The 20,162-nt window shown below is 38.3% G+C and carries 24 protein-coding genes; 6 read left to right on the forward strand and 18 right to left on the reverse strand.

Features of this window, described 5'->3' with window-relative positions; genetic code table 11:
* Window positions 1–116: 116 nt before the first annotated feature.
* Window positions 117–788: a 23S rRNA (uridine(2552)-2'-O)-methyltransferase RlmE gene (rlmE, locus tag AC4GME_RS03135; protein ID WP_490378999.1), complete on the reverse strand. Its 672-nt coding sequence runs from the start codon at window positions 786–788 to the stop codon at window positions 117–119.
* 133 nt (window positions 789–921) lie between these two features.
* On the opposite strand from rlmE, the gene yhbY reads away from it, so the two are divergent.
* Entirely contained in the window at window positions 922–1,218 is a 297-nt protein-coding gene (yhbY, locus tag AC4GME_RS03140) for a ribosome assembly RNA-binding protein YhbY (protein ID WP_490379000.1), read from the forward strand.
* Window positions 1,219–1,327: 109 nt separating this feature from the next.
* Here the strand turns inward: yhbY and greA are convergent, their stop codons facing one another.
* The 3 genes from greA to prfC all read right to left on the reverse strand — a co-directional run bounded on the left by greA (window position 1,328) and on the right by prfC (window position 4,375).
* Window positions 1,328–1,807: a transcription elongation factor GreA gene (greA, locus tag AC4GME_RS03145; protein ID WP_490379001.1), complete on the reverse strand. Its 480-nt coding sequence runs from the start codon at window positions 1,805–1,807 to the stop codon at window positions 1,328–1,330.
* A gap of 70 nt (window positions 1,808–1,877) precedes the next feature.
* Window positions 1,878–2,651, reverse strand: coding sequence for a TatD family hydrolase (locus AC4GME_RS03150; protein ID WP_490377657.1), 774 nt, complete (start codon window positions 2,649–2,651; stop codon window positions 1,878–1,880).
* 137 nt (window positions 2,652–2,788) lie between these two features.
* Window positions 2,789–4,375 carry a peptide chain release factor 3 gene (gene prfC, locus AC4GME_RS03155; protein WP_490377656.1) on the reverse strand — a complete coding sequence of 529 codons (1,587 nt, stop codon included), beginning with the start codon at window positions 4,373–4,375 and terminating at the stop codon, window positions 2,789–2,791.
* A gap of 236 nt (window positions 4,376–4,611) precedes the next feature.
* On the opposite strand from prfC, the gene AC4GME_RS03160 reads away from it, so the two are divergent.
* Window positions 4,612–5,016 (forward strand): RNA recognition motif domain-containing protein, encoded by a 405-nt coding sequence (locus AC4GME_RS03160; RefSeq protein ID WP_490377655.1) that lies wholly within the window; start codon window positions 4,612–4,614, stop codon window positions 5,014–5,016.
* A gap of 39 nt (window positions 5,017–5,055) precedes the next feature.
* Here AC4GME_RS03160 and AC4GME_RS03165 read toward each other — a convergent pair whose 3' ends face one another.
* Window positions 5,056–5,415, reverse strand: a complete 360-nt coding sequence (locus AC4GME_RS03165; RefSeq protein WP_490377654.1) for a hypothetical protein — start codon at window positions 5,413–5,415, stop codon at window positions 5,056–5,058.
* A gap of 61 nt (window positions 5,416–5,476) precedes the next feature.
* On the reverse strand, window positions 5,477–6,703 hold the full coding sequence (locus AC4GME_RS03170) for a cystathionine gamma-synthase family protein (RefSeq protein ID WP_490377653.1): 1,227 nt from the start codon (window positions 6,701–6,703) through the stop codon (window positions 5,477–5,479).
* Between the two features lie 117 nt (window positions 6,704–6,820).
* Between AC4GME_RS03170 and AC4GME_RS03175 the strand changes: the two genes are divergently transcribed.
* Window positions 6,821–8,431, forward strand: a complete 1,611-nt coding sequence (locus AC4GME_RS03175) for a sensor histidine kinase (protein ID WP_490377652.1) — start codon at window positions 6,821–6,823, stop codon at window positions 8,429–8,431.
* Between the two features lie 16 nt (window positions 8,432–8,447).
* Here AC4GME_RS03175 and dcd read toward each other — a convergent pair whose 3' ends face one another.
* Together dcd and cspE are read right to left on the reverse strand one after the other, a co-directional pair.
* Window positions 8,448–9,032, reverse strand: coding sequence for a dCTP deaminase (gene dcd / locus AC4GME_RS03180; protein WP_490377651.1), 585 nt, complete (start codon window positions 9,030–9,032; stop codon window positions 8,448–8,450).
* A 212-nt stretch (window positions 9,033–9,244) separates the two neighbouring features.
* Window positions 9,245–9,451: a transcription antiterminator/RNA stability regulator CspE gene (gene cspE / locus AC4GME_RS03185; protein ID WP_019613006.1), complete on the reverse strand. Its 207-nt coding sequence runs from the start codon at window positions 9,449–9,451 to the stop codon at window positions 9,245–9,247.
* Window positions 9,452–9,765: 314 nt separating this feature from the next.
* On the opposite strand from cspE, the gene AC4GME_RS03190 reads away from it, so the two are divergent.
* Entirely contained in the window at window positions 9,766–10,215 is a 450-nt protein-coding gene (locus AC4GME_RS03190) for a YaiI/YqxD family protein (protein ID WP_490377650.1), read from the forward strand.
* Window positions 10,216–10,248: 33 nt separating this feature from the next.
* Here AC4GME_RS03190 and nqrM read toward each other — a convergent pair whose 3' ends face one another.
* The 9 genes from nqrM to AC4GME_RS03235 all read right to left on the reverse strand — a co-directional run bounded on the left by nqrM (window position 10,249) and on the right by AC4GME_RS03235 (window position 17,984).
* Window positions 10,249–10,473, reverse strand: a complete 225-nt coding sequence (gene nqrM, locus AC4GME_RS03195; protein ID WP_490379002.1) for a (Na+)-NQR maturation NqrM — start codon at window positions 10,471–10,473, stop codon at window positions 10,249–10,251.
* Window positions 10,473–11,504, reverse strand: coding sequence for an FAD:protein FMN transferase (locus AC4GME_RS03200; RefSeq protein WP_490378180.1), 1,032 nt, complete (start codon window positions 11,502–11,504; stop codon window positions 10,473–10,475). The genes nqrM and AC4GME_RS03200 overlap by 1 nt, the downstream gene beginning before the upstream one ends.
* Before the next feature lie 5 nt (window positions 11,505–11,509).
* Window positions 11,510–12,730, reverse strand: a complete 1,221-nt coding sequence (nqrF, locus tag AC4GME_RS03205) for an NADH:ubiquinone reductase (Na(+)-transporting) subunit F (protein ID WP_490378181.1) — start codon at window positions 12,728–12,730, stop codon at window positions 11,510–11,512.
* Between the two features lie 66 nt (window positions 12,731–12,796).
* A complete protein-coding gene (gene nqrE / locus AC4GME_RS03210; RefSeq protein ID WP_490378182.1) occupies window positions 12,797–13,405 on the reverse strand; it encodes an NADH:ubiquinone reductase (Na(+)-transporting) subunit E in 609 nt (202 codons plus the stop codon).
* A 5-nt stretch (window positions 13,406–13,410) separates the two neighbouring features.
* Window positions 13,411–14,043, reverse strand: a complete 633-nt coding sequence (locus AC4GME_RS03215) for an NADH:ubiquinone reductase (Na(+)-transporting) subunit D (RefSeq protein WP_490378183.1) — start codon at window positions 14,041–14,043, stop codon at window positions 13,411–13,413.
* Complete coding sequence (locus AC4GME_RS03220; protein ID WP_490378184.1) at window positions 14,036–14,815, reverse strand: Na(+)-translocating NADH-quinone reductase subunit C; 780 nt, start codon at window positions 14,813–14,815, stop codon at window positions 14,036–14,038. Before AC4GME_RS03220 ends, AC4GME_RS03215 begins: the two co-directional genes overlap by 8 nt.
* On the reverse strand, window positions 14,808–16,016 hold the full coding sequence (locus AC4GME_RS03225) for an NADH:ubiquinone reductase (Na(+)-transporting) subunit B (RefSeq protein WP_490378185.1): 1,209 nt from the start codon (window positions 16,014–16,016) through the stop codon (window positions 14,808–14,810). The genes AC4GME_RS03220 and AC4GME_RS03225 overlap by 8 nt, the downstream gene beginning before the upstream one ends.
* 2 nt (window positions 16,017–16,018) lie before the next feature.
* The gene (locus AC4GME_RS03230) at window positions 16,019–17,359 is read right to left on the reverse strand and encodes a Na(+)-translocating NADH-quinone reductase subunit A (RefSeq protein ID WP_490379003.1); all 1,341 of its coding nucleotides are present in this window, start codon (window positions 17,357–17,359) and stop codon (window positions 16,019–16,021) included.
* Between the two features lie 313 nt (window positions 17,360–17,672).
* On the reverse strand, window positions 17,673–17,984 hold the full coding sequence (locus tag AC4GME_RS03235; RefSeq protein ID WP_490378579.1) for a BolA family protein: 312 nt from the start codon (window positions 17,982–17,984) through the stop codon (window positions 17,673–17,675).
* A 103-nt stretch (window positions 17,985–18,087) separates the two neighbouring features.
* Here AC4GME_RS03235 and AC4GME_RS03240 point away from each other — a divergent pair, with 103 nt between their 5' ends.
* Both AC4GME_RS03240 and infA read left to right on the forward strand, forming a co-directional pair.
* Window positions 18,088–18,807, forward strand: a complete 720-nt coding sequence (locus AC4GME_RS03240) for an arginyltransferase (protein ID WP_490379004.1) — start codon at window positions 18,088–18,090, stop codon at window positions 18,805–18,807.
* Window positions 18,808–18,980: 173 nt separating this feature from the next.
* Window positions 18,981–19,199 (forward strand): translation initiation factor IF-1, encoded by a 219-nt coding sequence (gene infA / locus AC4GME_RS03245; protein ID WP_019613018.1) that lies wholly within the window; start codon window positions 18,981–18,983, stop codon window positions 19,197–19,199.
* Window positions 19,200–19,305: 106 nt separating this feature from the next.
* Here infA and AC4GME_RS03250 read toward each other — a convergent pair.
* Window positions 19,306–20,162, reverse strand: an 857-nt coding sequence (locus AC4GME_RS03250) for an AAA family ATPase (RefSeq protein ID WP_490379005.1), incomplete at its 5' end; no start/stop codon positions are given.

Below are 20,162 nucleotides of genomic sequence, written 5' to 3' on the forward strand. Positions count from 1 at the left end.
ATAGCCACATCTACAAGCGAGTAGATACATTAATGCAGTTTAAAACCTGTCGCTAGTAAATATAATTAACCAACACAGTTAATCGCAAAAGCCATTATTAATAGCTAGAAGATACATTATTGCTGTTTAAAACCCGTCGCTACTAAATATACTTCACGCGAACGTGCGCGCGAGGAGTCAGGTTTGCGGGTTTTGACTGTTTTAAACATTTTGCGCACTTCCAGCATAAATGCATCAAAGTCAGCCCCCATAAATACTTTAACAATAAAACTTCCATCTTTGACTAAAACAGAGCGACACATATCAAGAGCAAGCTCGACTAAATACATTGATTTAGGTTGATCCATAGCGGCATTACCGCTCATATTAGGGGCCATATCGGAAAGCACCACGTCAACTTTATGATCACCAATTCGATTTAATAAAGCATCTAAGACAGCTTCCTCACGGAAATCCCCCTGTAAAAAATCAACACCAGCAATTGAGTCCATCGGCAAAATATCACAGGCAATGACTTTACCATTTAACCCCACGGTATCAACAGCCCACTGTGACCAACTACCCGGAGCCGCGCCAAGATCAACCACTGTCATTCCTGAACGAATCAATTTATCTTTATTATTGATCTCTTCAAGCTTAAAAACAGCACGTGAACGCAACCCTTTTTTATTCGCTTCTTTTACATAAAAATCATTTACATGCTCTTGCATCCAGCGTTTAGAACTTGACGAACTACTTTTTTTCAATACGCCAGGTTTAGATTCGCCCGAATTGACTTTTTTACCCATTAATTTGTTCCTCGATATTGCCACTATCCAATCATTTGTAATGAATAAACAGGATAAATAACAATCAAAATAGTAAAGGTTATTAATTAAGGGTAGAATGTCCTGTTTTCAACCCTTAATGAAAGAAATTTGTATGAAATTATCAAATAAACAAAAGCAGCACTTAAAAGGCCTTGCTCATAGTCTTAAACCTATTGTACAACTTGGTCAAAATGGCTTAACAGAAGGTGTTCTCGCTGAAATTGAGAATGCACTTAACTTCCACGAGTTAATTAAAGTTAAAATTGCGACCGATGATCGTGAAATGAAACAATTAATCATTGATGCCATTGTACGTGAGACAGAAGCACTTAATATCACCAAAATTGGTCATATTGTGGTCTTATTCCGTCCAAGCGAAAATAAAAAGATTGAACTGCCACGTAAATAGTTATTGCCGGTTGTATCAACGAGTATTAACCACATAGTGGTTTTATTCCGTCAAAGCGCAAATAAAAAAACCCAGTTCAACTGGGTTTTTTTATGGGGCTAATTAAATATTATGCAACATATTGCACATTAATAATTTCATATTCAATTGTGCCACCCGGAGTCTCAATCGCAATTTCGTCATCTACCATTTTACCAATTAAACCACGCGCAATAGGTGAACTAACCGAAATTAAATTTTTCTTAATATTAGCTTCATCATCACCCACAATACGATAAGTGACTTCTTCATCGGTATCAATATTGACAATTGTTACAGTTGTACCAAAAATAACTTTTCCGTTATTGGATAGTTTGCTGACATCAATAATTTGAGCATTTGATAATTTAGCTTCGATATCTTGGATACGACCTTCACAAAAACCTTGTTGCTCACGGGCTGCATGGTATTCCGCATTTTCTTTTAAATCACCGTGTTCACGCGCTTCGGCAATTGCGTTAACAATCTCAGGGCGTTTCACTGTTTTTAATTGCTCGAGTTCAGATCGTAATATTCCTGCGCCTTTGGCTGTCATTGGATATATAACCATTAAAAATCACCTTTATATTCGCTAGAAGTTGTACTTGAAAAAGGCGATTATTCTACGCTTATTTTGACCATTAGTCATTATTTAAGGAAAAAATGGTCTTAGTATTTTTAATAAGTTGCGTAGCTAAACAACTTTTAGACTCATTTCGTAACAATGCTAATGACTCAAAAATGGTCAATAAATTAAGCGGGGAATTGTACTTTTGTTGCTGCTGATAAAGCGGCATATCTGGCGCATCAGTTTCTAATAATAAAGATTCAATAGGTAAGCGGCTAATCGTTTGTTTAGTTTTTGTGGAATTTGGATAAGTTACCACAGCGCCAATACCAAACTTGAAACCTAGTTTAATGAATTCCATGGCAACTTCATAGCTACCCGAGAATGCATGATATACACCACCCTGAGTGAATTTTTGCGTTTTTAATATTTGCAGCACCCTACTTTGCTTTTTAACCACATGCAGGATAATAGGCAAATCAAACTTTTCTGCTAGTTGTAATTGTCTAATAAAAACAGTTTCTTGAAGCTGTAAATCAGCGTCGGCATATTTATCTAAACCTATCTCCCCTACTGCCACACATTGCTTTTCACTACTTTTAAGTAACAGCTCTAACACCTGAAAATCATCTTGGTGGAAATTATCAAGAAAATGCGGGTGAATTCCCAGCCCATAATATAACTGCGCATGATTCAAACATAACTTCTGAATAGCGCTCCAACTGCTTTTTTGTGTCGCGGGAATAATAATATTGGTAATTTTTTTTTCCTGTAGCTGCTGCAAAAGTAGATCACGTTGCACAGTAAAACAGGGAAAATCTAAATGGCAGTGACTATCAATAAACATCTGTTCACCTAGGGCTTAGAGCCAGTAAAAAGTATATTAATACCCATGTTACTTCAAGATGAAAAATCAGCAAGCCTGGTAGGAAGTCGGGCATAAATACAAACTTGTATTTATGCCCGAAATAAGAAACGTTGCAGTTAATGCTCGCGTGTTTTTCTAAAATTAACCGCTGGGTAACGTTCAATCGCAAGGTTTAAGTTGATCATAGTTGGCGCAACATAAGTTAGGTTATTACTGCCATCTAATGCTAAATTATCGTACGCTTTTTTCTCAAACTCTGCGAATTTAAGAGGATCATCACTATCGACCCATAAAGCGGTGGCAACACTAATACCTTCATACAGCGCTTCAACTTTATATTCAGATTTAAGGCGCTGTACAACCACCTCAAACTGTAGCACACCAACCGCACCAACAATCAGATCATTGCTACGCAGTGGCCTAAAGACTTGCACGGCCCCCTCTTCAGAAAGCTGCATAAGACCTTTTAATAACTGTTTCTGTTTCAGTGGATCTTTTAAACGGATACGACGGAACAGCTCCGGTGCAAAGTTAGGGATACCGGTAAATTTCAGCTCTTCATTGCTGGTAAAAGCATCACCAATTTGAATCGTACCATGGTTATGTAAACCAATAATATCACCAGGATAAGCTTCCTCTGCAGCAGTACGATCTCCTGCCATAAAGGTAACCGCATCAGAAATACTGACCATTTTTCCAGTACGTACATGACGCATTTTCATGCCTTTTTCATATTTTCCTGAACAAACACGCATAAAGGCGATGCGATCGCGATGTTTTGGATCCATATTCGCTTGAATTTTAAAAATAAAACCGGAAAACGATTCTTCTGTTGGCTCAACAACACGCTGTCGTGCAACGCGTGAAAGTGGTTTTGGTGCCCATTCAACAAGGCCGTCTAACACATGATCAACTCCGAAATTACCCAATGCCGTACCAAAGTAAACAGGTGTTAATTCACCTTTTAAAAACAGCTCCAGATCAAATTCATGGGATGCACCTAATACCAATTCCATCTCTTCACGTAATTCTTCTGCATAATCTGGCAGTGCTTCATCAAGCTCAGGGTTATCAAGCCCTTTAATAATGCGGCTATCCTGAATGGTATGACCTTGACCTGATGAATATAAAATCACTTCATCACGTAGCAGATGATAAATACCTTTAAACTCCTTACCCATACCAATTGGCCAAGTTATCGGTGCACAAGCGATATTTAATACATCTTCCACTTCATCCATCAAATCAATTGGATCGCGAATATCACGATCACATTTGTTCATAAAGGTAATAATTGGCGTATCACGTAAGCGGGTAACTTCCATTAATTTAATAGTACGTTTCTCCACACCTTTTGCAGAGTCAATAACCATTAAACAGGAATCAACCGCGGTTAAAGTACGGTAAGTATCTTCAGAGAAATCTTCATGCCCCGGTGTATCAAGGAGATTAACTAAACCATTATTATATGGAAACTGCATAACAGAAGTTGTAATAGAGATACCACGCTCTTTTTCCATCTCCATCCAGTCTGATTTTGCATGCTGACCCGATTTTTTACCTTTCACGGTACCCGCTTTTTGCAGCGCGTTACCAAATAAAAGTACTTTCTCAGTGATGGTTGTTTTACCCGCATCCGGGTGAGAGATGATAGCGAAGGTACGTCTGCTGTTGACGGCTTCTAAAAACTTAGCGTCTGCCATTATATGATTTTCCAAATAGATTTAGTCTGCTTATAAAGCGAGTCGTACATTGTAACATTTTGCAAATTGCCAAACCACTTGCAAATGAAGATTATCCCCCCCTCATTCTTCTGCACACAGCGAACATAGCCTTTAAAACTGACTTTTATCCGCATCTGTTGATAACAAACAGAAATAAAGATAAATACCTGTTAATATAACCGACTCGAAATTATTTAATATCAAAATGGTGCCCCATGAAATTACTAGTACGTAACCTCGCAACTGCAACAACTGAAGAAAAATTAAAAAGCTTATTTGTCGAACATGGAACCGTACAGTCATGCGCTCTGGTATTAGATAAAGCCACAGGTAAATCAAAAGGGTTTGGTTTTGTGGAAATGCCAAAAGCAGGTGAAGCAAAAACGGCAATGAAAACGTTAAACGGCTACAAATTAGCGGGTAATATTATTCGCGTAAAAAAAGCTGAAGCGAAAAAAGAAAACGCTGAAGCTGTTGCTGAGGCACCCAAAACAACAATGGCCAAAGCCCCAAAATCAACACCTAAACAAGAAGTTAAGGTGCCAGTAGAAATAAAAAGTAATGAAGATAATACCTTAAATATTTACGGCACAATCAAAAAATCAGATGACGAATTTTAATTATTAATTAAATGGATGCCGTTGCTATCGTAACGGCATTTATTTACCTACTAACTTCTTCTCCTGCATTTTTCTGGATAAAAGATCAAAACGGCTTAAACAGAATTCCCCAAAATTTTTCCTGTCTATTTTAGCTAGTTTAATCGCACTTTTTTGCTGTTCGTTAATAATGATCTCGCGCTGTATTGTTTGATAAGCTTTTATATCACGCAGACTATCGTTATACATTTCCCTGTAATAATTAAACATCGCCTTATCCTCTAATTCAGAAGAGATATCACTGCATAATTCATAGTTAGCTAACGATCGGCCGACTATTTTTAATTCATGATCCGTGATCGCTTCAGCAACTGAGGTTGAAATATAAAACAATAAAAAAATAGCCATTATTTTTTTCATAGATGCTCGCAAACAAAAAAAGAGACGCAAGGTCTCTTTTTTTTACGGTTACTAACTTGAATTAAGCAAGTGCCTGTTTAAAATCGGCTAATAGATCTTCTGTATTTTCAATACCGATTGAACAACGAACCATAGTTTCACTGATACCCATTTTTTGACGAACTTCTAAGCCCATTTCACCATAAATTGTAGGTGCAACGGGTAAAGCTAATGTACGGTTATCACCAAGATGCGTTGCATTGATAACGATATTCAATTTATTAAGCAGCTCACAACAATCTTCACCTTCGATTAGATCAAAACTTAAAATCGCACCGAATTTCTTAAATAAACGTTTAGCAACGTCATATTGTGGGTGACTTTCTAAACCTGGGTAATAAACTTTTGCAACTTTAGGGTGCTGCTCTAAAAATTCAGCTAGCGCTAATGCGTTATTACATTGACGCTCCATACGTAACTCCATGGTTTCACTACCAACAGAAATAAGGTGAGCTGTTTGTGAGCTCATACAACCGCCCATATCACGTAGTCCTTTTTTCTTGATTTGGTTAATGCCCCACATTTTACTGTCACCTTTACGGTATCCAGAAAAAATATTTGGATATGTTTGCCAATCAAACAAACCACTGTCAGTAACAGAGCCGCCTAGCGCATTACCGTGTCCTGCAACATATTTTGAAAGCGAAGTAACAATCAAGCTGACTTTTACTTTTGTTGCATCAAACAGGAAACTTGAAGTCAGCGTATTATCGATAACATAAACTAGCTTTTCAGTTTCACAAAATTCACCAATCTCTTCCAATGCACTAATTTGTGTAACAGGGTTAGCAATCGTTTCAACAAAAACCATACGTGTATTAGCTTGTTTTGCTGCTTTTACTTCGTCTATATTGGTCGCATCAACTAATGTTATTTCAATACCGTAGCTTTGCAGCGTCCCCATAACACTGTTGGTATTACCGAATAAAAAACGACTGCAAATCAGATGATCGCCTGATTTTAATAACGTTAAAAAAGTGGTTACAATAGCAGCCATCCCCGAGGCAAAAACTAAACTTGCATAACCATTGTCCATTTGGCAAATTTTATGTTGCAGGGCATCAGTTGTTGGCGTTGATTGACGCGCATAAGCATGACCTGGCTGGCCTTGAAAAACATCAATCAAACCTTGTACATCGTCAAAACCATATGGGACGGAATTATGGATTGGAGCATGAACAGCGCCATATTCTAAATTTAATAAACGGTCCGAATGCACTATCTTTGTTGTAAAACCTTGCTCTGACATCTTAATTCCTTGAGTTATTTTTTTAAAACGTTAGTTTGCATTAAATAATTTGATTATTTTTAAAGTATTATGCATAAATTGGTTAGTCTTAATATTATACAGAGATAAGGAACTAAGTTGAAATCGAATCTATATAGTATTTTCGTCTTTCTTATTTGTTTATTTTTTACTTATCTTGTGAGCTTACATTATCAAGAAAAAGAGCTTGACGCACTCCACCAAGATGTAAACGCAGAAAGCCAAACAATTAGTCACAACATCCAACAACAGCTTACAAGCTACGCAGAACAATTACACATAACCGCGCAAGGTTGGCATTCAATTGCTGAAATAAATAACCGTTGGATAGCAGATATAAACAATATAAAGCGCCTGAATCCCTATATTAACGAAATAAAAATTTACGATTTCACAGAGCAAAAGCGTTTAACCATTGCCGAACAGAATTATGTTAGTTTTGAAAATAAAATCGAAACAACACAGCAAGCAAAGTACCGCAGTTACTTACCTACGAGCCTCAGCAGGCTAGAAATTAATAGACTATTTATGAGCCCGCCTTTTGCCTTAAAAAACAATGAAACTGCGGTTTATTTACACATCCCGATCTTTATAAAGCAAGGATTATTTGCCTATTTAGAAGTCTCATTCAACCTAAGTAAACTGTTAACTCATCAAGTACGCACATTCCAACTGGATCATCCATTTTCTCTATCTGAAAATGGTATTACCATATTTTCTATCTTACCGAAAATTGTTCCTATCAACCAAGTTAACGAACAATTTTCTATTCCGATCTTTGCTCATAACTGGAAATTAATGGTGTGGTCAAATCATCAGCACAAATTGTATCAATATATTGCATATACAGGTTTATCTGCATCCATATTACTGGCTCTACTCGCTTATCTACTGCTGCGCAATAAACAGTTAAAACAACAAATAACCAGGCAGCAAAAACAGTTACAACGAGTGAATAAAGATGTAAAAGCCAACAAATCAAAATTAATACAGTCCAACAAACTCTCTTCATTAGGAGAGATAGCGACCGGTATTGCACATGAGATTAACCAACCCTTACAAGTTATCTGTATTCACGCTGACTTATGTAATGACAACTTAATAAAAGAAAACTACCAACTCGTTGAAAAGAGCTTTCATGCAATTTTATCGCAGGTAGATAGGATTGAAAAAATAGTAAAACAGGTTGGAAGCTTTGGCCGTGATAGTGAGTTAAACAATTATAGTAATGAGCAGCCTGCAGATATTTTCGATAGCGTTATCAATATTATCATTAACCAGTACAAACAAGAAAATATTGAATTAAGACAGGTCTTACCCTCCTCACTGCCTGCAATTTTTTGTAATAAGATACAAATAGAACAGGTATTGGTTAATTTACTAATAAACGCAAAAGATGCAGTTGAGCACAGTGAAGCAAAAGTAGTTTTCATCAAAGCACATGATAAACAGGGGAAGCTATATATTGAAGTATCTGATACGGGATCAGGTATAGAGGAAGATAAATTAGATGATATTTTCACCCCTTTTTACACCACCAAGGCACTAGGTAAAGGAACAGGGCTTGGTTTATCTATTAGCTATTCAATAATTCATCAGCATAATGGAGAATTAAAAGTCAGCAGTGAGATCGGTAAAGGCAGTACCTTTACCGTTGTTTTACCACTATCGCAAAGAAACAGGGAAGTATGGATTTCACAACCAGGATAGAGAACCTGTTTTAAAATTAACCGTCCTGGTTAATTCGGCTTGCGACAGCACCTTGCTGCTCTTGATATTTAGCGTTGGTACGCTTGTTATATGGTCTTGCCGCCGGCGCAGATAGCAGCTCAAAATTCAACGCACCGATGGTCATTTTAGGACGTAATGCCAGTGGTAATTTACCACTATTATAAAACTCTAAAACGATTTTACCCGACCAGCCCGGATCGATTCTATGTGCGGTCACATGAACCATTAAGCCTAAACGAGCAAGTGAAGAACGGCCGTCTAACCAACCAACAATATCAGAAGGTAAAGTTACATCTTCGTAAGTAACGGCTAACGCCAGTTCACCAGGATGCAGAAAGAAGGCATCACTTTCTTTAATGACAATCACGTCACTCATCACTTTATCGAGCGCCGCTGAAACCTCATTTTTAGGACCGGAAAGGTCAATATAAGGTGTTGTATGCTCACTAAACACGCGAAATTCATTACCTAAGCGGATATCAACGCTAACACCGGAAATGGCTGATTGTGGTGGCCTAGGGGTGATGACTAGCTTCCCTGCATCTAAATATTCTTCGATATGGGTATCACACAAACGCATTTTATTTCTCCAGGCAGCTAAAATATTTCATTAATTTTGTGCATTATACACAAAATACAGATCACATAAAATAAGGGCAAAATTAGGGGGAAAGCGGAGTAAAATATGAATTTAAACTATCAGGAATTTTCTTACAGGCATAAAAAAGGTAAGTCATTGACTTACCCTCTTGTTCAATCAGAATGAGCTAATTAAAGCTCATCGAAGCAATATTAAAGAGCTACGATGTTTTCTGCTTGAGGACCTTTTTGACCTTGAGTTACAGTGAACTGTACTTTTTGGCCTTCAGCAAGAGTTTTGAAACCAGTGCTTGCGATTGCAGAGAAATGTGCGAAAACGTCAGGACCATTTTCTTGCTCGATGAAACCAAAACCTTTAGATTCGTTGAACCATTTTACTGTACCAGTAGTTGTAGACATAATAATATCCTATTAAATTTGAGTAATTTAACCTTGTAAATCAAGGCATTTGGCTAGAAGTGTTGCTATTACTTATGAAGTATAGGATTCGGTACATAATACGGAACATTGTACATAAATATAAAACGAACTTTCAAGCTGGTAAAGATTATATACGGCTTTAAATAGCTGTCAACTTCTATTTGATAAAAAAATAAACTTTTTGCAAAAAAAATCCCCTCTTTATCTGAATTTAAAATTGATCTAACAAATATCAGCCAGACTAATATCTTAAATGTTATATTTACAGGCTATCTATAGCGCAAGGAAAAAAGATGACAATTTGGATTGATGCAGATGCATGCCCTGTGGCAGTAAGAGAGATGGTTCTACGGGCGAGTCAACGCACAGATACAGCACTTGTTTTTGTCGCCAATAGTCCTTTACCAGTGCCAACACGGCCCCTCGTTAAAACAGTACGGGTTGCTCAAGGTTTTGACGTGGCTGATAACTATATCAGTCAACATGTTGAACTAAACGATTTAGTGATAACTCAGGATATTCCATTAGCGGCTGAAATTGTAGAAAAAGGTATTACTGCTCTTAACCCTCGCGGAGAACTTTATACAGAAGAGAATATTCGTCAACGCTTGGCCATGCGTAATTTTGCAGAAGAGCTGCGAAGTATAGGGCAGATTAGTGGAGGACCAAATAAGTTTGGCGATAAAGAAAAACAAACATTTGCCAATGCATTAGATCGTTGGTTACAAAAGAGTAAAAAATAAAAAATGGGGATAATCCCCATTTTTTATAGTTACTTAAAGAATACGCTCTTCGCTTTTTAGTTTTTCAGCGCGCTCTGCTTCTTGATTCTTTTTTTTGCGATTATCACAAGGCTCAGGACAGTCACACTCTTTGTCAATGCCCACAGAAGCAAGCCCGCCGCAACTGCCTCCGATTGTTTTTTTATTAAAAATATAACCAATTGCCATTGCCACGATCACAACTAAAAAAACAACAAAAGTCGCAATAAAATAGATCATTATTTTTCCTCAAGGAAATAAGGTTCAAACTCAGAGGTATAATATTCGATAAAATCATCGCCCTCTTTAACTAATAAAAACGCAGGTATCTGCTGTTTTTTGGCAAATAGCAGTCCCGCTTCAGGACCAAGCACAGTAATTGCAGTAGCTAAACCATCTGCGAGCATACTGCTTTTATTAATCACAGTAACTGAAACTAATTTATGATTAATCGGTTTTCCAGTTTTAGGATCAATAGTATGCGAATAACGAATACCATCAGATTCAAAATAATTACGGTAATCACCCGAGGTGGCAATCGCATTATTTCCAATATGTATTAAACGTTGTACGTTTTGCCCTGCTACAGGACGCTCAATAGCCAAAGTCCATTGCTTATTAGCTGGTTTAAAACCATTAACACGTAACTCCCCGCCAATATCCACAAGGTAGCTATTGATGCCCAATTGTTGTAAATACTCAGCAATCACATCAACGCCATAACCTTTCGCTATCGAAGATAGATCCAGATACAGCTCAGGTATCGACTTAATCAACCTGTTTGCATTGACAGATAAGTACTGACTACCGACCATTTTGCGTTTTGCAGCAATCAGCTGCTCAGAAGGTACTTTATTTGGCTTTTTATCAGGACCAAAGCCCCAAAGGTTAACTAGGGGGCCCACGGTAATATCAAAGGCACCATCTGTTTGTTTAAACAAAGTTAGTGAAGACTCAACAACATAACGCGTTGCATCAGACACAATTAACGATTCTTGAGCTTGATTAAAGCGAGATAATTCAGAATCAACACGGTAGGTCGACATCTGATCATTTACTAACTCCAGTCGTTGATCAATCTGTGCTTGTAACGCGTCAATAGACAAGCTTGCCTTACTTTGCTGGTTAGCAGATAGCACATATTTAACTTGATAATATGTGCCCATTGTTTGTCCCTGAATATGCAAAACCTTTGACTCAGTTTTAGCACATGATGAAACAAAAAAGGCCAGCCCGATTAGGGCTAGCCATTTAATTAATGGTTTAATCATCAATATCAACCAAAATCATCAAGCATGATATTTTCATCTTCAACGCCTAAGTCTTTAAGCATTGCAATAACAGCCGCATTCATCACTGGAGGACCACACATGTAGTATTCACAATCTTCTGGTGCTTCATGATCACGCAAATAGTGCTCATATAACACGTTATGAATAAAACCGGTGTAACCATCCCAATTATCTTCAGGTTGCGGATCACTTAAAGCAACATGCCATTGAAAGTTTTCATTTTCAGCTGCGATACTGTCAAAATCTTCCACATAGAACATTTCACGTTTTGAACGCGCGCCGTACCAGAAACTCGCTTTACGTTTAGTTTTTAAACGGCGGAACTGATCAAAGATATGAGAGCGCATCGGCGCCATACCGGCACCACCACCAACAAATACCATCTCATTTTCAGTCTCTTTAGCAAAGAACTCGCCAAATGGCCCGGAAATGGTGACCTTATCACCTTCTTTCAGGTTAAATATATATGAAGACATTTTGCCACAGGGTAATGACAGATCGCGCGGAGGAGGTGTGGCGATACGGACATTAAGCAAGATTAATCCTGCTTCATCCGGGTAGTTTGCCATAGAATATGCACGGATCGTCTCATCATTCACTTTTGATTCTAAATTAAAGAATCCAAAATGCTCCCAATCACCACGATATTGCTCTTCGATATCGAAATCACTGTATTTAACATGGTGAGCTGGCGCTTCAATTTGAATGTAACCACCAGCTTTAAACGGCACTGATTCACCATCAGGGATTTGCAGCTTAAGCTCTTTGATAAAGGTTGCCTGGTTATCGTTAGAGATAACAGTACATTCCCACTTTTTAACACCAAAGATCTCTTCAGGTAATTCGATACTCATGTCTTCTTTAACACTAACTTGACATGCTAAACGCTCACCCTCTTTAGCTTCACGCTTAGTAATATGATCAAGCTCTGTCGGTAGAATATCACCACCACCTGATTTTACTTTAACGCGACACTGGCCACATGTACCGCCACCACCACAGGCAGAAGAGATAAAAACACCCGCATTTGCAAGTGCGCCAAGTAGTTTGTCACCAGCTTGTGTAGTGATGCTTTTATCTGCATCATCATTAACAGAGATTGTGATATCACCTGTGCTTACCAGTTTTGCTTTTGCTGCCAAAATAATAACAACCAAAGCAAGAACGATAATGGTAAACATGGCAACGCCGAGAAATATTTCCATCGACTTTTTCCTTGTTTTGAGGGGGACTTAGCCCCCGAAATTACATTTAACCTAAGAGAGCAAGAATTACAGTTGAATACCAGAGAATGACATAAAACCTAATGCCATTAATCCAGCCGTTACAAATGTAATACCCAATCCACGCAAACCATCAGGCACGTCTGAATATTTCATTTTTTCACGGATACCCGCTAATGCAACAATTGCCAATGTCCAACCAACACCACTACCAATACCGTAAATAGCCGATTCAACTAAATCATATTCACGCTGTACCATAAAGGCTACGCCACCAAAAATGGCACAGTTAACAGTGATAAGTGGCAGGAAAATCCCCAATGCCTGATACAAAGCTGGAAAGTATTTATCTAACACCATTTCCAATATTTGTACTAATGCAGCAATCACACCAATAAAGGTGATAAACCCTAAGAAGCTGAGATCTGCTTCAGGAAGGCCAGCCCACGCCAATGCACCAGGCGCTAACAGATTAAAGTAGATGATCTGGTTAACAGGTACTGAGATCCCCAGTACAACAATAACCGCAACCCCCAAACCCATTGACGTTTTAACTTTCTTAGAAACAGCCAGGAATGTACACATACCAAGGAAGAAAGCGAGTGCCATATTTTCAATGAAAATAGAACGCACAAATAAACTAAGATAATGTTCCATTTAAATTACTCCTTTGGCTCAACTTGTTCAGGTTTAAAGGTTCGAATAACCCAAATAAGGCCACCAATGATAAAGAACGCACTCGGAGGAAGCAGTAACAGACCATTACTTTGGTACCAACCGCCATTCGAGGTTAATGGTAAAATTTCGATACCAAACAGTGCACCGGAACCAAATAACTCACGGAAACCGCCAACAAGAATAAGAATGAAACCGTAACCTAAACCGTTACCAATACCATCCATAAAGCTTGGGAATGGTCTGTTTTTCATTGCGAATGCTTCCGCACGTCCCATTACAATACAGTTCGTAATAATCAAACCAACATAAACAGATAACTGTTTAGAGATAGCAAAAGCATATGCTTTTAATACTTGGTCAACAACGATTACTAATGATGCAATAATTGCCATCTGTACAATGATTCGCACACTATTTGGAATATGGTTACGAATCATTGAGATAAACAGATTAGAAAACGCAGTTACAAATATTACTGCCATCGTCATAACAAATGCAGTTTCTAATGTACTTGTTACCGCTAATGCCGAACATACACCCAAGATTTGCAGTGCAATTGGGTTATTACTGACAACTGGCGATGTTAATACCGCTTTTAATTCATTTGATTTAGCCATTGTTTAGCGCTCCTTCTCGAACTTTGCTAAGAAACGTTCCAAAACCCTGCTTGCCTAACCAAAACGTAAATGTATGCTCTACACCGACACTGGTAAGCGTTGCACCAGACAGACCATCAATTTCATGTTTTGAATCAGCAGATGCGTGGCCTTTAATAACTTTAATTGCAGGTTTACCTTGTGCATCAAAAAGTTGCTTACCGGCCCAAAGTGAACGCCAGCGAGAATTCTCAACTTCGCCACCTAGCCCGGGAGTTTCACCTTGATCATAATAAGTTAATGCTTCGATAGTATTACCATCTGCTTTGATTGCTACAAAAGCATACATAGTTGACCATAAACCAGCACCATGAACAGGTAAAATAATACGTTGCAGTTGACCATCATCATCAGATACTAAGTAAACAGTCGCAAGATTGGCACGACGACCTATTTTAGCTACATTCTGCTCTGCACTCAGTTTTATACTTTTTGCAGGATCTTTAGCTGCCTTACGTTGGTCGTAGCTTGCAGCATCAATATTTTCAACAAAATTACCCGTTGATAAATCAACTAACTTGGTTTGAATATTAGTTGCAAATATTTCAGCAATCGTTTTATCGGTTTCTAAACCCGCAACTGCAAGAATATTACTCTGCTTGTCTTTTTCTTTATTGGCTAACTGTGTTGAGCGTAAGCCAACTGCAGACCCTGCTACAATAATTGAGCAGACTAGACATACAGCTAGTACCACCCATATTGTTTTGGCGAATGTTTCTTGTTGATTAGACATTACGAGACAACCTCCGTTTGATATTTCCTTGTACCACAAAGTAGTCAAATAGTGGCGCGAACAGATTAGCAAATAAAATTGCCAGCATCATACCTTCAGGGAACGCTGGATTGACAACTCGGATAAGTACAACCATCACACCAATCAAAATACCATACGCCCACTTACCTTTATCAGTAAATGATGCTGATACCGGATCCGTTGCCATAAAGACCATACCAAAGGCAAAACCACCCATCACAAAATGCCAATACCAAGGCAGTTCAAACATATTATTGGTATCACTACCGATAAAATTAAACAGTGTTGAAATAGCAATCATACCAATCATCACACCGCCAATAATTCGCCATGATGCAATACCGGTAATAACAATAAATGCACCACCGATTAAAATAGCCAATGTAGACACTTCACCAATACTACCTTGCATATTGCCTAGGAAGGCATCCATCCAAGTTAAACCTGATTGTGCGATTGCATCTAAGCCTCCTTGTGAAGCAACACTTAAAGATGTTGCTCCAGAGAAACCATCTACCGCAGTCCAGACCGCATCACCAGAAATATCAGTCGGGTATGCAAAGAATAAAAATGCACGACCAGCTAAAGCCGGATTTAAGAAGTTACGCCCGGTGCCACCAAAGATCTCTTTAGCAACAACCACACCAAAGGTAATACCTAAAGCCACTTGCCATAGCGGAATCGTCGCAGGAACAATTAATGCGAACAGTACAGAAGAAACGAAGAAACCTTCGTTGACTTCATGTTTACGTACAGTTGCAAATAATACTTCCCAGAAACCACCAACAATAAATGTGACGGCATAAATTGGAACAAAGTACATTGCACCAAAGAGAAGGTTATCGAATAATCCGGCACCAGATCCCATGGTTACGCCAAGGATATTTAGAATCGCTACGCGCCAATCATCTAATGCAGAAAACCCGCCAATAATAGCTTCGTTTGCTTGAATACCAGTATTGTACATACCGAAAAACATAGTAGGAAAAGTTGCCAACCAAACAAAGATCATCATACGTTTAAGGTCAATACCGTCACGTACATGAGTGATCCCTTTAGTTACAAGTCCAGGGGTATAGAAAAAGGTTGCCGTTGCTTCGAACAGAGCATAGCCCTTTTCAAAACGGCCTCCCGCTTCAAAATGCGGCTCCATTTTCTCAAGTAAATGCTTAAGATTCATGCTTAGCCTTCCTTTTCAATTTTACTTAGATTATCACGTAAGATTGAGCCGTAATCATACTTGCCAGGGCAAACATAAGTACATAATGCCAAATCTTCTTCATCTAACTCTAAACAGCCTAATGTTTGCGCCCCATCACTGTCACCAACAATGAGATCACGTAATAACATAGTTGGTAAAATATCTAACGGCATAACACGTTCATATTGACCGATTGGTACCATTGCGCGGCTACTGCCACCTGTTGAAGTGGTAAAAGCAAAACGTTTTGCTTTATTTAATGCAGAGATAAATATCTTCGCGACTGAGAATTTATCACCACCAGGTACACCCCAGCCAAATAACTCTTTCTCATAACCTTCAACTAACGCTGACACCTGATTATGGTAGCGTCCTAAAAATGCATGAGCAGCTGTTGCTGTTGTGCCAGATAATACAGAACCGGAAATTGTGCGAATTTCACCTGCAATTAACTCATTTGCAGTTAACTGGGCAATTGATGCTCCGATTGTCGTGCGTAATAGACGCGGTTTTTTAACCGCAGGACCTGCCAGTGAGATAACTTTACTGACATAAAGCTCACCACTGGTAAACAGTAACCCGAATGCAATAACATCTTGGTAATTGATTGACCATACCTGTTTGCTGATTGACACTGGATCAATGAAATGAATATGAGTACCAGGTAAACCTGCCGGGTGGACACCAGAAAACAGCTTCTCTTCTACATTTGCCAGTGTTGACTTGGGTAAGCTTGACTCACCTTTACAAACATAAACTTTGCCCGCAGTTAATTGCGATAACAGTGCTAAACCATCGCTAAATGCTTGTTGATTTTCATTGATGATTAATTCGGCATTTGCAGCCAAAGGATTGGTATCCATCGCGGTGACAAAGATAGAAGCGGGTACTGCTGCAATTTCAGGCACTTTACTAAATGGACGAGTGCGTAGCGCTGTCCATGCACCAGATTCAACCAAGTTTGCGACAATCTCGCTGCGTTCAATGCTTGCCAACTGCGCGCTTTCATATTTTGGAAAAGAGATACTCTCCTGACCTTCAACAGAAATAACAACTGACTGCAGAACTCGTTTTGCACCGCGGTTAATCTCTTTAACTACACCAGACGCTGGAGCGGTAAACTTTACGCCAGCATTCTTCTTATCACTAAAAAGAAGTTGACCTTTTTTTACTGTGTCTCCGGCTTTAACAGCCATTGACGGACGCATTCCCACATATTCTTCACCCAGTATAGCGACTTCAGTGATGGTTGGACCATCCTGAATCACTTGCTCTGGTGTTCCTAAAATTGGAAGGTCCAGTCCTTTTTTTATAGTAATCATATTCTCTTGCACTATGTTTACGGGAAGAAAAGTTAGATGCCTTGCGGCATAAAAACATTATAAGCTTTCTGACTGCTTAATAAATTTAACAACCAGATAACAAACAGACTAAAAAATTCTCGCGAATAATACCATTATAAAAGGGGAAATTACTATATGAAAAGAGCAGGGTTAGTGATTCTAGTTCAAATTTTTATGTGAAATAAATTTACATAAATACTTTTTTTTAACATTCTTTAAAAAAAGAGCATTATCCCAACCTATAAAACAGAAAATTTAAGGTATTTAAATTGCGTTTTTTATTAAAATGCTATTATTTCCCGCCACCTAAACAGTTACCTGAATCCGGAGCTGTTCTATTTTTTTCAAGCCATTGTATTGGGGTATAGGTATGTAAAGCGAGAGCATGAATTGGCCCTGCCAATTCCTCATTTAAGAGCTTATTCACTAAACGGTGACGTGCAATCAGCGGCATTCCCTCGAAAGTTTCACTAACTAATATCACTTTAAAGTGTGTTTGTGAATTTGCAGGTACAGCATGACGATAGCTTTCATTTTCAATATTTAAGAAATCAACCGATACATTATCTGTGATTTTTTTTTCTATTATTGTTTGCACGTTCATTTTTAATATCCTTTGATAATGTTAATATTTCCTATAAAACTGTAACAAAGACCGACTTATTTAGTAAGGTTTATTTATCACCAGCAACAGCAATAGGTAGAATTTGTCCACTCAAACAGTCTCATTAAATGTCGGTATCACAAAAGCATTTCCATGTTCCTATTTAGCGGATCATGAAGAGCAACTGATTATGCTTATTGAACCGCAAATCAATGCACAGCATTTTTACCCTACTTTACTGGCAAACGGCTTCCGTCGTAGTGGCGATCAAGTTTATCGCCCGCACTGCGCTCACTGCCAAGCCTGCCAATCACTACGCATCTCTATTAAGCAGTTTAAAAAGTCACGCAGTCAGAGACGTTTGTTTAATAAAAACAAAAAATTCCGTATTGAAATAAGTGAAGTTGCCAAAACACAATATTTCAACTTGTACCAACGTTACATCAATCAAATCCACTCTGACGGGCCAATGTTTCCGGCGTCAACCGATCAATATGAGGGATTTATTAAATCGACCTGGAATAAAACGCTGTTTATTGAAATTTATGATCAAGATAAGTTAATTTCGGTCAGTGTTACAGATCAGGTGAACAGCAAAAAAAACCAAGCCTGGAGCGCTTTTTATTGTTTTTATGATCCCGATTATCGAGACTACTCTCTTGGAAAATTTGCCGTATTAAGCCAATTAAAATTAGCCAAGGAATTTGATATTGATTGGTTATATCTCGGGTACTATATTGAAAACTGCCAGAAGATGAATTACAAAACGCAGTTCAATCCCCACCAGCGATTTATAGATGGGCAGTGGTTGAATTTTAATTAAACTGCCCTATTTTGATTCACTGGCTATTTACTTGCTATAATTACCATAAGTGGCTTAATAAATAAGCAACAATCCTTTACCCTATTCGATAATTCTGGCATTATGCGCCGATTGAAATTACAACCATACCCAATAAATTTGGGTATATATAAAATACAAAGGATCCATCGCCAATGGCAAAAGAAGATAGTATTGAAATGCAAGGCACAATCTTAGATACCTTGCCTAACACAATGTTCCGTGTAGAGTTAGAAAATGGTCACATGGTTACTGCACATATCTCAGGTAAAATGCGTAAAAACTACATCCGTATTCTGACTGGCGATAAAGTAACAGTTCAACTTACACCTTATGATTTATCTAAAGGTCGTATTGTATTCCGTGCTCGTTAATTTTTAAGCGCACTGAATATCACTCTTTTAAGCACACTTAAAAGAGCAATAAAAAACCAGCTTGAAGCTGGTTTTTTATTGCTCTTTGAAAACTAAATAAAAACAATCAACTCAATGCTAACGTTTTAGCGTAATCAAAGATGATGCCCTGCTTCTGCTTATCAAACGAAACTGTGACACTGCCACCATTTTGTAATTCACCAAATAAGATCTCATTAGCAAGTGGTTTTTTCAGTTTTTCCTGAATCAGACGAGCCATCGGACGTGCCCCCATCGCACGATCATAGCCTTGCTCAGCTAACCAATTGCGCGCAGTTTCAGTGACCTCTAGTGAAATCTGTTTTTTATCTAATTGCGCTTGTAGCTGCACAATAAATTTATCAACCACTTGATAAATAACATCTAATTCAAGATGATTAAACCAGATAATATTATCCAGACGGTTACGAAACTCAGGAGAAAATAGTTTATTTATTTCATCCATCACTTTATGCGAGTCTTTTTGATCTTTAAAACCAATATTTTGTTTAGTCGTTTCGCGAACCCCCGCATTGGTTGTCATCACCAAAATAATATTTCGGAAATCCGCTTTGCGGCCATTATTATCAGTTAATGTACCGTGATCCATAACTTGCAATAAAATATTGTATATATCACTGTGCGCTTTTTCTATTTCATCTAAAAGCAGAACCGCATAAGGATGTTTAACAACCGCATCAGTTAATAACCCCGCCTGCTCATAGCCGACATAACCGGGAGGCGCACCTAATAGACGAGAAACCGTATGTTTTTCCATATATTCTGACATATCAAAACGTAAAAGCTCCACCCCCATCGCCTTAGCAAGCTGTTGTGTTACTTCTGTTTTACCCACACCTGTCGGCCCGGCAAAAAGGAATGAGCCAATAGGTTTTAACTCTTCAGAAAGCCCGGATCTATTTAAATGAATCGCATCAGTTAACG

It is taken from the genome of Psychromonas sp. (genome assembly GCF_983033635.1).